The organism is Rhodococcus sp. X156 (assembly GCF_004006015.1).
Classification (GTDB): Bacteria; Actinomycetota; Actinomycetes; order Mycobacteriales; family Mycobacteriaceae; genus X156.
The window spans coordinates 145,766-160,248 of sequence record NZ_CP034766.1 but is presented as its reverse complement, the minus strand read 5'-3'; the positions used below and the strand labels follow the sequence as shown (position 1 = coordinate 160,248).

The window sequence follows — 14,483 nt, the reverse complement described above, 5'->3', positions numbered from 1 at the left end:
GACCGGCTCAGTCCGGGCCGCGGGCCTCCCGCACCAGGGCGCTGTCGGCGCGCTCGAGCACCTCGGCCATGGTGCGCAGCTCGGCGGCGTCGAGCTGGTCGATGAGGTGGGCGCGCACGCCGGCCAGGTGGGTGGGGGCGGCCTCCTCCAGCTGGCGGCGGCCCTCGGCCGTGAGGGTGGCCAAGATTCCGCGACGGTCGTCGGGGCACTCCTCGCGCCGCACCAGGCCGGCCTCCTCGAGCCGACGAACCTGGTGGGTGAGGCGGCTGCGAGAGGACACGATGCCGTCGGCGAGGTCGCTCATCCGTACCGAGTTGCCCTCGGTCTCGGACAGGATCACCAGGATGCGGTAGTCGGCCAGGGTCAGCCCGTGCGCCTCGCTCAGCTCGCGGTTGAGCGCCTCCAGCAGGCGCTGGCTGCCCTGGATGAACGCGCGCCAGGCCCGCATCTCGTCCTTGTCCAGCCAGCGCGGCTCAGCAGCGGGTTCGGCGGCACTGCTCTCGACGTTCGCGTGGCTCACGGAGCCAGACTAGAACGGCCCTGCGCCGCCGCGGTCATCACACGTACCGCCGGGCCGCAGCCTCGGCCGCCCGCACGTAGCTGCCCCCGAACAGCACGGCGTGCACCAGCAGCGGGAACAGCTGGTAGAGGGCGAGGCGGTCCTGGTGGCCCGCCGCACGCGGCCACACCTCGTCGTAGGCGGCCAGGGTGCGGGGGGCAGGCGTGCCGAACAGCGCCAGCATGGCCAGGTCCACCTCGCGGTGCCCGCCGTAGGCGGCGGGGTCGATCAGCCACGGGCGCCCGTCCCGGCCGGCCAGCACGTTGCCCGACCACAGGTCGCCGTGCAGCCGGGCCGGGGGTTCTGCCGGGCCGACGAGGTCGTCGAGGCGCTCGCAGACCCGGCCGACCACGCGGTCCAGCCCTGCCCGCCCAGCCAGCGGGAGGAGCCGGCGCCCCGCGTAGAAGGACGGCCAGTGCGGCGACGGGTCGTTGGGCAGCTCGAGCGGGCCCAGCCGCAGTGGCCGCGTGCCGCCGAAGGCGGGCGCACCCGCCCGGTGCAGCTGCGCCAGGCCGCGCCCGAGCTCCTCCTGGCCGGCCGCGTCGAGCCGACCCACCGCGATCCAGCGCAGCGCGAGCCAGTCCTCACCCACCGCGAGCACCTCGGCCACCCGCAGCGCCCCCGCCGCGGCAAGCCACCGCAGACCCTCGGCCTCGGTGGCGAACTCGCCGGGCGCGGCCCCGGCCCGGGTCTTGACGAAGACCTCCTCCCCGCCGGCCAGGCGGGCGGAGTACGCCTCGTTGAGGTCACCGCCGGCCACTGGACGCAGGTCCAGCACCTCGCGGCCGAGCGCCTCGCTCAGCCGACGGCCCAGCGGCCCCGTCACGTCGCCGCCGTCACGTCGCCGCCGTCACGTCGCCACCATCACGTGGCCTCGTGCGTGCGCACCACGGTCAGCAGCCCGCGGCAGGCCGCCTCCACCAGGTCGAGCACGTGCTCGAAGCCGTGCTCGCCGCCGTAGTAGGGGTCGGGGACGTCCAGGTAGGCCGGGTCCCCTTCCGGCGCGTCCTCCGACGCCGGGTCGAGCTCGCGGAGCAGCCGGATCTTGTGGTCGGTTCCCGGCGGAGCCAGCGCCAGCAGGTCGATCATGTTGTCCCGGTCGGCGGCGAGGATCAGGTCGAAGGACTCGAAGTCGTCGGTGCGGATCTGGCGCGCCTTGCCGGCCAGGGTGATCCCGCGGGCCGCGGCCGCCGCGGTAGCCCTGCGGTCGGGCGGGTTGCCGGCGTGCCAGCCGCCGGTGCCCGCGCTGTCCACCTCGATCACGTCCTGCAGGCCCTCCTCGGCGAGGAGGTGCCGCATGACACCCTCCGCCGTGGGAGAGCGGCAGATGTTGCCCATGCACACGAAGAGGATCCGCATGACCCGAGGCTAGCGCCGAACACACCGGCACTCGGCGTGCCACTGACCTGGCTGCACCGCTAGCGTCAGAACCCATGTACGCGATCACGATCACTGAGCCCGGCGGACCCGACGTGCTGACCTGGACCGAGGTGGCCGACCCGGTGCCCGGCCCCGGGGAGGTGCTGCTGGACGTGGCCGCCACCGCGCTGAACCGCGCCGACGTGCAGCAGCGGCAGGGCCACTACCCGCCCCCGCCCGGCGCCAGCGACATCCTCGGGCTGGAGTGCTCCGGCGTGGTGGCCGAGCTGGGCGAGGGTGTCGCCGGGTGGAGCGTGGGCGAGGAGGTGTGCGCGCTGCTCGCCGGCGGTGGGTACGCGGAGAAGGTCGTCGTGCCCGCGGTCCAGCTCATGCCGCCGCCCCAGGGCATCAGCCTGGTGGAGGCGGCCGGGCTGCCCGAGGTGGCCTGCACGGTGTGGTCGAACGTGGTGATGACCGCAGGCCTGCACGCCGGCGACGTGCTGCTGGTGCACGGCGGTGGCGGGGGCATCGGCACGCACGCCATCCAGGTGGGCAAGGCGCTGGGCGCCACGGTGGCCGTCACCGCGGGCAGCGCGGAGAAGCTGGCGCGCTGCCGCGAGCTGGGCGCGGACATCCTCATCAACTACAAGGAGCAGGACTTCGTCGAGGAGCTCCGCTCCGCCACCGACGGCCACGGTGCGGACGTCATCCTGGACAACATGGGCGCCAAGTACCTGGCCCGCAACGTCGACGCCCTGGCCAAGGACGGCCACCTGGTGGTCATCGGCCTGCAGGGTGGCCGCAAGGCCGAGCTGGACCTGGGCAAGATGCTCGCCAAGCGGGCCAGCGTCACCGCCACCGGGCTGCGCGGGCGACCCGTCACCGGCGAGGCCAGCAAGGCCGAGGTGGTGGCGGCGGTGGTGGACAACGTCTGGCCGATGTACGCCGACGGCCGGGTTCGCCCGATCATCGACACCACCCTGCCGATGGCCGAGGCCGCGCGCGCCCACGAGCTGCTGGACTCCGCCGACGTGGTGGGCAAGATCGTGCTCACCACCGGCTAGGTCGGGTCGACCGCTCCAGCGACGCAGCCTGGCCCCTGCCCAGCGAGGGCACGCCTACGGTGGAAGGAACCGCGCGGTGTGCGTGGCGGCGGCCTGACCAGCAGGCGGCGGCCTGCACCAGGGAGAGGAACCCATGACACAACCGCACCAGTTCCACGTCGTCGGCCCCGGGACGGACCGTCCGGCACCCGCGAAGGGCACCAAGGCACCCGAGGGCGGCAGCCCACCGAGCGAGATGCTGCAGCAGCCGGCCAAGGTGATGCGGATCGGCACGATGGTCAAGCAGCTGCTGGAGGAGGTGCGCGGTGCACCGCTGGACGAGGCGAGCCGCAGCCGCCTGCGCGACATCTACGCCGCCTCCGTCAAGGAGCTCGAGCCGAGCCTGTCGCCCGAGCTGCGCGAGGAGCTCGACCGCCTGGCCACCCCGTTCAGCTCCGAGCAGGCCCCGTCGGACGGGGAGCTGCGAGTGGCGCAGGCGCAGCTGGTCGGCTGGCTGGAAGGGGTCTTCCACGGCATCCAGGCCGCGGTGTTCGCCCAGCAGATGGCCTCACGGGCCCAGCTGGAGCAGCTGCAGCGCGGCGCGCTGCCGCCGGGCATGACCAGCGAGCCACCAGCCGGCGCGAGCACCGGCCAGTACCTGTAGGACCCGCGCGGTCAGCCCCCGCTGCCGCAGAGGGTGCTGGTGGCGCTGTCGATGTAGAGCTGGGCCACCTGGTCGCCGCTGAGCGTGCTCTTGGCCAGCCCGGCCGCCAGCGCACCGGCCGGCACCAGCAGCTTCTTCATGTCGGCGATGTTGGCGCCGCGCCCCAGCTCGTCGCACACGGCCTGACCGATGGTGAGCTCGGTGGCGCCGGTGGCGGTGGGGGTGAGCCCGCCCTTCTGCAGGGCGTCCAGGTACGCGCTCTTGCTCGGCGTGGTGCCGCTGGAGCGGGGCACCTCCGGCGGCGGGTAGAGCTTGGTGTCCAGCGGCACCTGCGCGATCGAGGACGGCGACCGCACCACCGGCGGGGGTGCGGCAGTCACCGGGGCCGTGGTGGTGGCGCGCGGGACCGGGGACGGGGTGGCGGCGGCCTGCGGAGCCGGCGTGACCGCCGGCGAAGTGGTCGGCTCTGACGTCGGCGCGGGCGGGGTCGGCGTGGTGGTCGAGCTGCTCACCGGGGGCAGTGGCTCCTCGGCCGGCGCGTCGCTGCCGCATCCCGCCGTCAGCGCCACCGCGGTGGCAGCCACCATGGCTCCGAGCATGAACTTCCGAGCCATCGAAAAGCCTCCCTCTGCTGGCACAACCGTCACAGGCTACCCCGAGCGCGCCGCGGGTCCGGGGGTACCGAGGCCGTAGGCGGTAGTCTCGGCGACCGTGTCAGTCACAGCAAGCGTCGAGACCTCCGAACCGCTCCGCGGCGCGCCGTCCCGCAGCTACGCCCGGGCCTTCGAGGACCTCAGGACGGGGTTCAACCAGCGCGAGCTGTGGGCCCACCTGGGGTTTCAGGACATCAAGCAGCGCTACCGCCGCAGCCTGCTCGGGCCCATCTGGATCACCATCGCCACGGGCGCGACCGCCACCGCGATGGGGCTGATGTACTCGGTGCTCTTCGGCCAGGACCTCAAGGTGCTGCTGCCGCACATCACCCTCGGGCTGATCGTCTGGAACATGATCTCCGGCTGCATCCTCGAGGGCGCCGCGGTCTTCTCCAGCAACGTGGGCCTGATCACCCAGCTGCCCGCCCCGCTGAGCGTGCACGTCTACCGCATGGTGTGGCGCCAGCTGCTGCTGTTCGCGCACAACCTGATCATCTACTTCATCCTGCTGGCGGTGTTCCAGATCCCGATCCACTGGACGGTGTTCACCGCGTTCGTCGCCCTGGGGCTGCTCGCGGTGAACGGGATCTGGATCGGGCTGGTCGCCGGCATCGTGGCAACCCGCTTCCGCGACATCCAGCCCATCCTGGAGAGCGCGGTGCAGCTGCTGTTCTTCATGACGCCGATCGTGTGGATGACCGAGACCATCCGGCAGAACGGTGGGGACTACGCCGAGCGAGCCCGGCTGGCCGAGCTCAACCCGCTCTACCACTACCTGGAGATCATCCGGGCGCCCATGCTCGGCCAGGACCAGGCGGCCTACCACTGGTACATCGTGCTGGCCTTCACCGCCGCCGGCTGGGCACTGGCCCTGTGGGCCCTCCGCAACTACCGGGCCCGCGTGGCCTACTGGGTGTGACGAACTGTGACTGACGTAAGTATCGAGACGCACGGCGCCTGCATCGACTTCCCCATCTTCGACGCCAAGAGCCGCTCGCTGAAGAAGGCCTTCCTGGGCAAGGCCGGTGGCGCCATCGGCCGCAACGACAGCAACGTCGTGGTGATCGAGGCGCTGCGCGACGTCACCCTCAGCCTCAAGCTGGGCGACCGCGTCGGCCTGGTCGGGCACAACGGCGCCGGCAAGTCCACCCTGCTGCGGCTGCTGTCGGGCATCTACGAGCCCACCCGCGGCAGCGCCGTGGTGCGGGGCCGGGTGGCCCCGGTGTTCGACCTCGGCGTCGGCATGGACCCGGAGATCTCCGGCTACGAGAACATCATCATCCGGGGGCTGTTCCTGGGCCAGACCCGCAAGTCGATGCTGGCCAAGATGGACGAGATCATCGACTTCACCGAGCTCGGCGAGTACATCTCCATGCCACTGCGCACCTACTCCACCGGCATGCGGGTGCGGCTGGCGCTGGGCGTGGTCACCAGCATCAACCCGGAGATCCTGCTGCTCGACGAGGGGATCGGCGCGGTGGACGCGGCGTTCCTGCGCAAGGCCAAGAACCGGCTGCGCGACCTGGTCTCCCGCTCCGGGATCCTGGTGTTCGCCAGCCACTCCGACGAGTTCCTGCTGCAGCTGTGCAACTCGGCGCTGTGGATCGACCACGGCACCATCCGGGAGGCCGGGGAGATCCGCGACATCCTGATCTCCTACAAGGGACCCGAGGCCGGCGAGACCGTGGACCGGATGCTGGCGGAGATGGCGAAGGAAGACGCCAAGGACGCTGCTGCCCAGGGCGCCGACCCCGCGATCACGGGGTGAGCGCGGCCCCCACCGGTGCCGGCACGATCGTCGCCGTCGTCGTCACCATGCACCGCGCCGAGCTGCTCGCCCAGTCGCTGAAGGTGCTCACCACCCAGAGCCGCCCGATCGACCACCTGGTGGTGGTGGACAACGGCAACGAGGAGCAGGTGCGCGAGCTGGTCGAGGCCGCGCCCGTGCCCACCACCTACCTCGGCTCGCAGCACAACCTCGGTGGTGCCGGTGGCTTCGCCCTGGGCATGCTGCACGCGCTGAGCCTGGGCGCGGACTGGCTGTGGCTGGCCGACGACGATGGCCGCCCGGAGGGACCGGAGGTGCTGGCCACGCTGCTGCACTGCGCGCAGCGCCACGGCCTGGCGGCGGTCTCGCCCGTGGTCTGCAACATCAACGACCCGGACAAGCTGGCGTTCCCGCTGCGCCGCGGCGTGGTGTGGCGCCGCCGCCGCAGCGAGCTCAGCGTCACCGATGCCGACGAGCTCATCCCCGGCTACGCCTCCCTGTTCAACGGAGCGCTGTTCTCCGCCCGCTGCGTGGACGCGGTGGGGGTGCCCGACCTGCGACTGTTCGTGCGCGGCGACGAGGTGGAGATCCACCGGCGGCTCGCCCGCTCCGGCCTGCCGTTCGGCACCTGCCTGAGCACCGCCTACCTGCACCCGGACGGCACCGACGAGTTCCGGCCGATCCTGGGCGGGCGCATGCACACCCAGTACCCGGACAACGACACCAAGCGCTTCTACACCTACCGCAACCGCGGCTACCTGATGGCGCAGCCCGGCATGCGCAAGCTGCTGCCGCAGGAGTGGCTGCGCTTCAGCTGGTACTTCCTCGTCACCCGCCGCGACCCGAAGGGGCTGCGCGAGTGGTTCCGGCTGCGCTCGCTCGGGCGCAAGGAGCGGTTCAGCCGTCCCTGAGCCGGACGGCTAGTCGGCCGGAACGGCCGGGGCAGCGGCAGGGGTCTTGAAGATCACCATGCGCTGCACCACGAAGTTGATGACGGTGGCGGTGCCCTGCGCCACCACGTAGGCCAGCGTGGTGCCCACCAGGTTGTGCTCCACGTACAGCAGCACCAGCGCGTTGACGCCGATCTGTGCCGCGAAGGTTGCGGCGTAGAGCAGCAGCACCGCGGCGAACTGGCCGCGTCCGCCCAGGGACTGGAACGTCCACCGCCGGTTGATCAGGTACGCGGTGGTGGTGCCCAGCACGAAGCTGATGGCCTTGGCCAGGTGGATGTAGACGTCGAGCTGCAGCATCAGCTGGTACGTGCCGAAGTCGACGATGGCAGACAGCCCACCGGTGATGACGAACCGCACCAGCTGCGTGCGCAGCGGCAGCTGGACCCCGACGGTCTCGGTGGCGGCCACGGATCTCCTCAGGTAGTCCGAGCGGTGCGGCTCGGCGGATGGCTCCCTCGGTGACAGTACCGAACCGCCACTGCCACCTGCGGCCTCGACGGATCCGCGATCCCCGCCGGATAGGGTCCCCCGCATGGCGCGCGCTGGCACCCCCTTGTACTGCCGACCACGCACGAGCTGGACCGCTGCTGCCCTCGCGCTGCTCGCGATCGTCCTCGGTGTGCTGGCCGCGCTGGCCCCGGTCGAGGTGGACGACCCGGTGGTGTCGTGGCCCCAAGCTGGCCAGGAGCCGATCTCCACCATCGTGCCGCTCTCGCCCTACCGCCCGCTCGAGCTCACCGCCGAGGTCCCCTGCTCCACCCTCGCCCAGGTCGGGACGAGCAGCGGCGAGGCGCTGCGCACGCTGCCCGCCGACACCGCCGCCGGGCGCGACCAGGGACTGGTCGTGTCCAGCACCGACGGCACTGTGCGCATCGTGGCCTCGGGGGCCCAGGTGCTCGAGGAGCCGCTGCCGGCCGGGTCGTGCAGCTACCAGGTGCACGCGGACGGCTCCGGCCTGCAGGTGAGCAGGGACGGCCAGCAGCTGGTGGCCCGCGGCGACCTGTTGGTGCCCCAGGTCGGCGAGCTCGTTACTGCCGCCACCGGACCGGCCGCCACCGGCCTGTCGGTGCAGCTGCACACCGACGCCCGGTACCAGTCCACGCCGTCCACGCTGAAGGTCGTGCTGCTGGTCGCGCACGTGCTGAGCCTCCTCGCGCTGCTGGTCGTCGCCTGGCGCGCCTGGCGGGGACACGACCGGGCCCGGGTGGTGCGCCCCCGGCTGCGGGTGCCGGACGCGCTGGTCGTGCTGGTCTCCGGGGCCTGGGCCTTTCTCGGCCCGGTCAACGTCGACGACTCCTGGTACCTGCTGATGGCCCGCAACTCGGCAGCCACGGGGTCGCTGGGCAACTACATCAACATGTTCAACAGTGCCGAGAACCCGTTCGTGCTGAGCCAGTACCTGATGCAGGTCTGGGGCGGGCTGGGCAGCTGGGGCCTGTTGTGGATGCGCCTCCTGCCGGTGCTCTACGGCGTGGTGGCCTACGCGCTGCTGAGGGTGCTGCTGGCGACGCTGCTGCGCCACTACCTGCACGGCCACGACGCACGGCTGGCGCCGCGGGCTGCGTGGGCGCTCGCCTTCGCACACCTGCTGTGGTGGCTGCCCTACGGCATCACCCTGCGCCCGGAGCCGCTGATCGTGCTGGGCAGTGCCCTGGTGCTGCTGCTCAGTGAGCTTGCCCGCGCCCGGCGGTCGGTCGGCATGCTCGGGCTCGGCACGGCGGCTGCCGCCGTGACCATGACCGCCTCCCCCACCGCGCTGGCCGCAGCCGTGCCGCTGCTGATCAACCTGCCGTGGCTGTGGCACTGGCTGCGCGGTGCCGACTGGGCCAACCGCGTGGCCGCCGTGGGGCTGGCTGCGGGAGCCGCGACCGCGCTGGTTCCCATCGGCCTGGGCGACGCCACCCTCGCCAACGCGCTGGAGGGCACCGCGGTGCGCTCTTACTACTACTTCAGCTACCCCTGGTACGAGGAATTCGAGCACTACGTCAGCCTGATGAGCTCGACCTGGGCGGTGCGGCTGCCGATGCTGCTCATCCTGGCGGTGGTCCTCACCTGTGTCGTCACCGTCGGTGCACGGCGCGCGGCGGGTCCGCTGCGCCGGCTGATGCTCTCCTACGCCACCATCACCGTGCTGTGCCTGCTCGCGCTCACCCCGTCACCGTCCAAGTGGGTCAACCACTTCGGTGCCATGGCCGCGCCAGCGGTGGTGCTGCTCGCCCTGGCCCTGCTGCGCACCCCGGTGCCGGCGCGCTCGCGCACCGCCGCCGGCGTCATCGCCGCCGGGCTGGCCGTCACCGCGGCCGCCGCGGGCTTCGCCGGTCCCAGTTCGTGGCGCCCGTTCAGCGACTGGGGCCAGCCCTTCGGCAACCACCTCGCGTTCGGCTCCCTGCAACTGTGGTCCACCTCGCCCCACCTGGGGCCGATCGCCCCGCGCAACCCGATCTTCTGGGTGGTCGTGGCCCTGCTGGGGCTCGCCTGGGCCTGGTGGCGCCGTGGCCGGCGGCCCAGTCCCGCCCTCACCGCCGACCGCTCGGTGCTCACCACTGCGGTGGCGCTGGCGGTTGTGCTGGTGCTGGCCGTCTTCTCCTTCGCCCCGCTGCGGCAGTCGCCCGGCCCGTCGGTGGCATCGACCAACCTGGCCAGCGTGACCGGCGACCGCTGCGGCTTCGCCGAGCACGTGCTGGTGACCAAGGACGGCCAGGAGCGAACCGCGGCGGAGCTGTTCGAGGGCGCACCGGTCTACGCCGACCAGGTCATGGCGGTGCTCTGGCCGTGCGTCAACCAGGTGACGGCCGCGAACGGCATGGTCCAGCTGCCGCAGTACCGGGTGCGCGCGGGCGAGCAGCTGGAGGGCGGCACAGAGGCCAACACCTACATCGAGACCAACGGCGGGGTCTTCGCCCCGGGCTCCCGCAGCGGGACCGACACCGAGCTGCCCAGCCGGCTCACCCCGGAGCCCGGCCGGCCCATCCCGACGTGGGGCCACATCGAGGAGGTCGTCTACCCGCTGCCCGTCGGGCTGGTCGACGTCCGGGTCGAGCGCACCGAGCAGTGGGGCTGGAAACAGCAGCCGTCGCTGGCGGTGCGCGAGTACGTCGGCCGGGACAACAGCCCGTCGCCCGCCGCCGCTCCCTGAAACCGGGGCCCGGACGGCCACGCGTACCGGGGTCCGCGCGTACCACCGGGTAACCTGCAGACCTATGCCTGCGACCCAGCCCCACCCTCCGTCAGGGACCACCCAGCGGTCACTCAGCGGCTGGGGGCGCACCTCTCCCACGCTGTCCACGGTCCGCACCGTGCGCACCCCGCAGGACGTGCTCGACGCGCTGGGCGACGCCGGTGAGCGTGGCCTGATCGCCCGTGGCCTTGGCCGCAGCTACGGCGACCCCGCGCAGAACGCCGGCGGAACGGTGCTGGACATGACCGGCCTGGACCGCTTCCACTCCATCGACGCCGACACCGGCGTGGTGGACCTGGACGCCGGGGTGAGCCTGGACGCGCTGATGCGCCGCATCATCGCCTTCGGCCTGTGGGTGCCGGTGCTGCCGGGCACCCGCCAGGTCACCATCGGCGGCGCGATCGCCTCGGACATCCACGGCAAGAACCACCACACCGCGGGCAGCTTCGGCAACCACGTGCTGTCGATGGACCTGCTCACCGCCGACGGCGAGGTGCGCACCCTCACCCCCGAGGGCGAGAGCGCGCCGCTGTTCTGGGCCACCGTGGGCGGGATGGGCCTCACCGGCATCATCCTGCGCGCGCGCATCCAGCTCAAGCACACCCAGAGCGCGTACTTCCTCGTCGACTCCGACCGCACCGCCAGCTTCGAGGAAACCCTGGAGCTGTTCAGCAACGGCTCCGACGCCGGCTACGACTACTCGATGGCCTGGTTCGACGCCATCACCACCGGGCCCAAGATGGGCCGGGCGGTGTTCTCCCGCGGGTCGCTGGCCACGGTGGACCAGCTGCCGGCCAAGCTCGCCCGCGACCCGCTGAAGTTCGAGGCGCCTCAGCTGCTCAGCTTCCCGGACGTCTTCCCCAACGGCCTGGCCAACAAGCTGACCTTCGGGGCGCTGGGCGAGGTCTGGTACCGCAAGGCGCCCAAGCGCGGCCGCGGGCTGGTGCAGAACCTCACCGCCTTCTACCACCCGCTGGACATGTTCGGGGAGTGGAACCGCGCCTACGGGTCGAAGGGCTTCCTGCAGTACCAGTTCATCATCCCGTTCGAGGCTCGGGCCGAGCTGCGCCAGATCATGGAGCGCATCGCCGGGTCGGGCCACGTGTCCTTCCTCAACGTGCTCAAGCGGATGGGCGAGGGCAACCGGGCCCCGTTGTCGTTCCCGCGCGCCGGCTGGACCATCACCGTCGACCTGCCCATCACCACAGGGCTGCACGAGCTGTGCAACGAGCTGGACCAGCGGGTGCTCGACGCCGACGGCCGGCTCTACCTGGCCAAGGAGTCGCGCACCACCGCGGCGAGCTTCGCGGCGATGTACCCGCGGCTGGAGGAGTGGCGCCAGGTGCGTCGCTCGGTCGACCCCCAAGGAATGTTCGTCTCTGACATGGCACGAAGGCTGGAGCTGTTGTGATCGACGCTGTTGGAAACCCCCAGACGCTGCTGCTGCTGGGGGGAACCTCGGAGATCGCGCTGGCCACCGCCGCCGCCTACGCCGGGCGCCGCCCGCTGCGGGTGATCCTGGCTGCGCGCCCCTCGGCCCGGCGCGACGCCGCCGAGCTGACCCTGCGCGAGCTCGGCGCCACGGTGGAGTCGGTGGACTTCGACGCCCGCGCCACCGACACCCACCCCAAGGCGATCGAGCAGTGCTTCGTCGGCGGCGACGTGGACGTCTCGCTGGTGGCCTTCGGCCTGCTCGGCGACCAGGAGCAGGCGTGGACCGACGTCTCTGCTGCCGTGGCGCTGGCCGAGACCAACTACGTGGGCGCGGTGTCGGTGGGCGTGCTGCTGGCCGAGCGGCTGCAGGCCCAGGGCCACGGGTCCATCGTGGCGCTGTCCACGGTGGCCGCAGAGCGCCCGCGCCGGTCCAACTTCGTCTACGGCTCGACCAAGGCGGGCCTGGACGCGTTCTACACCGGACTCACCGAGGCGCTCCGACCGGCCGGGATCCACGTCGCCGTGGTCCGGCCCGGGTTCGTCCGCAGCCGGATGACCGAGGGCATGGACGCCGCGCCGCTGGCCACCACGCCCGAGGCCGTGGCCCAGGTGATCCTGGACGTGGTGCGCAACAAGAAGGAGCAGGCCTGGGCCCCGGCACCGCTGCGGGCCGTGATGAGCACGCTGCGGCACATCCCTCGACCGATCTTCCGTCGCCTGCCGGTCTGACCCGACGAGGCGCGCCGGGGGGAAAGATCGCCATTCGGGTGGTGCGGCGACTGGCGCCCAGCAACAATCGCCAGCCATGGGGACAACCACGGCTGAGAGCGAGGGGCAACGCTCGCGCGGGCGCGATCGGGAGCCCGATACACCGATTCTGAGCCTAGATCGCCCCGGGACGTCGCAACAACACACCCAGCGTGCGTGTTTGACCACAGCGGGCAGTCTTGCCGCGGCTGCGTTGGTCGCGGTGGCCGTGACCGTCGTGGGGCAGCTCGTGGCGGAGCGGCTGGCCCTGCCCTCCCCGACAGCGTCGGCCACCCGCACCGCGGTGACGACCGCGCTCGTCGTGCTGGCCTGTGTGCCACTGGTGGCGTCGGTGCTCCTGGTGCGCACCGCCCGCTGGCACCGGGCCGGCACGGTGCTCTCCGGGGCCACCCTGTCGGGTGTGGTCACCGTCGTGCTGGCGGTCCCGCTGGGCGGCTCGCCGCTCTACCTCAACGGGGTGACCGTCGACCAGGAGTTCCGGACCCAGCTGCTGACCCGGCTCACCGACAGCGCCGCCCTCAGCGACATGAACTACGCCGACCTCAGCTCGTTCTACCCGGCAGGCTGGTTCTGGCTCGGGGGCCGGGTGGGCAACCTCCTCGGCCTGGACGGCTGGGAGGTCTTCAAGCCCTACGCCATCGGCTCGCTGGCCGTGGCGGCCGCGGTGTCCGTGGTGCTGTGGTCCCGGGTGGTCCGCGCCGACCACGCTATCGCGGTGGCCACCGTCAGCACCCTGGTGGCCGTGTCGGTGGGCGCGCCCGAGCCCTACGGCGCGGTCATCGCCATGGTGCTCGCCCCGGTCCTCGTGCTGGCCTGGACGAGCCTGCGCGGCTCCGGAGGGTGGCGGCACTGGCTGCCGGGAATGGTCGCTGCCGGCGTGTTCCTCGGGGTCGCCGCGATGTTCTACACCCTCTACCTCGGCGTGAGCGCCCTCGCGCTCGTCGTCATGGCGGGGGTGGCCGCCGTGCTCGTGGGTCGCGCCGACGGAGCACGGGCAGGGCTGGCGACGCTGCTGCGGCTGGTCCCGGCGGCCCTCGTTGCGGTGGTGCTGGGCCTGGTGGTCTGGGCGCCCTACCTGCTCGATCGTGCCCGGGGCGGAGCGACCTCCGGCGTCGCCCAGCGCTACCTGCCCGACTACGGCGCCCAGCTGCTCCTGCCGATGACCCAGCCGTCGGTGCTCGGAGCGCTGTGCCTGGTGGGCACGGTGTGGCTGGCGGTCAGCGCTCACCGCTCGTCCATCGCCCAGGCGCTGGGCATCGGCGTGCTGTGCATCTACCTGTGGTCGCTGCTGTCGCTGCTGGCCGTGCTCGCCGACACCACCCTGCTGGGCTTCCGCCTCGGGGTGCCGCTGGAGGTCCTGCTCGCCAGCGCCGGCGCGCTCGGGACGCTGGAGTGGGTGAGCGCCGGGGCGCGGCTGCTGCACCGCCGTCGCGGTGAGCTGCTCAGGCCCGCCGTCACCGTCGTGGTGGCGGTGAGCCTGGTGGGCGTGGTGGCCCTGGCCCAGTCGATCCCGGGGGTGCTCAGCCGCGAGGTCAACCTGGCCTACACCGACCCGGACGCCCAGGGCGTGCGGGCCGATGGCCAGTCAGGGGGCGACGCCACCTCCTACCCGCAGATCGACTCCGTCATCACCACCCAGTCCGGCCGGCCCGCGCCGCAGGTGGTGGTGCTGACCACCGAGTACCGGATGCTGAGCTTCTACCCCTACCGGAGCTTCCAGATGCTCGCGCCGCACTACGCCAACCCGCTGGGCAACTTCCCCGCCCGCTCCGCCGAGGTGGAGCGCTGGGCGAAGGCCCCGACCGCCGCCGAGCTGGTGCGGATGCTCGACGCCAGCCCGTGGGCGCCCCCCACCGCCTTCGTGCTGCGCGACCTCGGGGACAGCTACGCCGTCCAGCTCTCCACCGACACCTACCCCAACAACCCGAACGTGACGTTCTACAGCGTGCTCTTCCCCAAGCGACTCTTCGACGACCCGGCCTTCCGCACCACCGCGGTGGGGCCCTTCGCCGTGGTGGTGCGCACCGGGTGATCCTCCGCACCCGCCCCAGCACCTAGGCTCACTGGTCGTGACGTCCACTGTCGTGTCCGAGGCGGTCTCCGC

14 protein-coding genes are annotated in these 14,483 nt (G+C 72.2%); 9 read left to right on the top strand and 5 right to left on the bottom strand.

Translation table 11 applies throughout. The features are described from left to right. Nucleotides 1–7: 7 nt before the first annotated feature. The 3 genes from ELX43_RS00735 to ELX43_RS00725 all read right to left on the bottom strand — a co-directional run bounded on the left by ELX43_RS00735 (nucleotide 8) and on the right by ELX43_RS00725 (nucleotide 1,918). The gene (locus ELX43_RS00735) at nucleotides 8–448 is read right to left on the bottom strand and encodes a MarR family transcriptional regulator (RefSeq protein ID WP_127784562.1); all 441 of its coding nucleotides are present in this window, start codon (nucleotides 446–448) and stop codon (nucleotides 8–10) included. A 109-nt stretch (nucleotides 449–557) separates the two neighbouring features. Continuing rightward, entirely contained in the window at nucleotides 558–1,385 is an 828-nt protein-coding gene (locus ELX43_RS00730) for a fructosamine kinase family protein (RefSeq protein WP_127781701.1), read from the bottom strand. Between the two features lie 38 nt (nucleotides 1,386–1,423). Further along, on the bottom strand, nucleotides 1,424–1,918 hold the full coding sequence (locus tag ELX43_RS00725; protein WP_127781700.1) for a low molecular weight protein-tyrosine-phosphatase: 495 nt from the start codon (nucleotides 1,916–1,918) through the stop codon (nucleotides 1,424–1,426). A 74-nt stretch (nucleotides 1,919–1,992) separates the two neighbouring features. Here ELX43_RS00725 and ELX43_RS00720 point away from each other — a divergent pair, with 74 nt between their 5' ends. Both ELX43_RS00720 and ELX43_RS00715 read left to right on the top strand, forming a co-directional pair. Then, nucleotides 1,993–2,982: an NAD(P)H-quinone oxidoreductase gene (locus ELX43_RS00720; protein ID WP_127781699.1), complete on the top strand. Its 990-nt coding sequence runs from the start codon at nucleotides 1,993–1,995 to the stop codon at nucleotides 2,980–2,982. A 133-nt stretch (nucleotides 2,983–3,115) separates the two neighbouring features. Next, nucleotides 3,116–3,625, top strand: coding sequence for a bacterial proteasome activator family protein (locus ELX43_RS00715; RefSeq protein WP_127781698.1), 510 nt, complete (start codon nucleotides 3,116–3,118; stop codon nucleotides 3,623–3,625). 11 nt (nucleotides 3,626–3,636) lie between these two features. Here ELX43_RS00715 and ELX43_RS00710 read toward each other — a convergent pair whose 3' ends face one another. Beyond that, nucleotides 3,637–4,239 (bottom strand): DUF732 domain-containing protein, encoded by a 603-nt coding sequence (locus ELX43_RS00710; RefSeq protein ID WP_127781697.1) that lies wholly within the window; start codon nucleotides 4,237–4,239, stop codon nucleotides 3,637–3,639. A gap of 97 nt (nucleotides 4,240–4,336) precedes the next feature. Here ELX43_RS00710 and ELX43_RS00705 point away from each other — a divergent pair, with 97 nt between their 5' ends. The 3 genes from ELX43_RS00705 to ELX43_RS00695 are packed head-to-tail and all read left to right on the top strand — an operon-like array spanning nucleotide 4,337 to nucleotide 6,957. After that, nucleotides 4,337–5,197, top strand: a complete 861-nt coding sequence (locus ELX43_RS00705; RefSeq protein WP_127781696.1) for an ABC transporter permease — start codon at nucleotides 4,337–4,339, stop codon at nucleotides 5,195–5,197. Between the two features lie 6 nt (nucleotides 5,198–5,203). Beyond that, complete coding sequence (locus ELX43_RS00700; RefSeq protein WP_127781695.1) at nucleotides 5,204–6,046, top strand: ABC transporter ATP-binding protein; 843 nt, start codon at nucleotides 5,204–5,206, stop codon at nucleotides 6,044–6,046. Further along, a complete protein-coding gene (locus tag ELX43_RS00695; protein ID WP_164860539.1) occupies nucleotides 6,043–6,957 on the top strand; it encodes a glycosyltransferase family 2 protein in 915 nt (304 codons plus the stop codon). Before ELX43_RS00700 ends, ELX43_RS00695 begins: the two co-directional genes overlap by 4 nt. A 9-nt stretch (nucleotides 6,958–6,966) precedes the next feature. Here ELX43_RS00695 and ELX43_RS00690 read toward each other — a convergent pair whose 3' ends face one another. Then, a complete protein-coding gene (locus tag ELX43_RS00690) occupies nucleotides 6,967–7,407 on the bottom strand; it encodes a GtrA family protein (RefSeq protein WP_241249491.1) in 441 nt (146 codons plus the stop codon). Between the two features lie 124 nt (nucleotides 7,408–7,531). Between ELX43_RS00690 and ELX43_RS00685 the strand changes: the two genes are divergently transcribed. From ELX43_RS00685 to ELX43_RS00670, 4 genes are all read left to right on the top strand, one after another. Next, nucleotides 7,532–10,135 (top strand): arabinosyltransferase domain-containing protein, encoded by a 2,604-nt coding sequence (locus ELX43_RS00685; RefSeq protein WP_127781693.1) that lies wholly within the window; start codon nucleotides 7,532–7,534, stop codon nucleotides 10,133–10,135. Between the two features lie 64 nt (nucleotides 10,136–10,199). Continuing rightward, the gene (locus ELX43_RS00680) at nucleotides 10,200–11,588 is read left to right on the top strand and encodes an FAD-binding oxidoreductase (RefSeq protein ID WP_127781692.1); all 1,389 of its coding nucleotides are present in this window, start codon (nucleotides 10,200–10,202) and stop codon (nucleotides 11,586–11,588) included. Beyond that, nucleotides 11,585–12,340 (top strand): decaprenylphospho-beta-D-erythro-pentofuranosid-2-ulose 2-reductase, encoded by a 756-nt coding sequence (locus ELX43_RS00675; protein ID WP_127781691.1) that lies wholly within the window; start codon nucleotides 11,585–11,587, stop codon nucleotides 12,338–12,340. The genes ELX43_RS00680 and ELX43_RS00675 overlap by 4 nt, the downstream gene beginning before the upstream one ends. A gap of 199 nt (nucleotides 12,341–12,539) precedes the next feature. Next, nucleotides 12,540–14,411, top strand: a complete 1,872-nt coding sequence (locus ELX43_RS00670; protein WP_277601709.1) for an arabinofuranosyltransferase — start codon at nucleotides 12,540–12,542, stop codon at nucleotides 14,409–14,411. Nucleotides 14,412–14,483 lie beyond the last annotated feature (72 nt).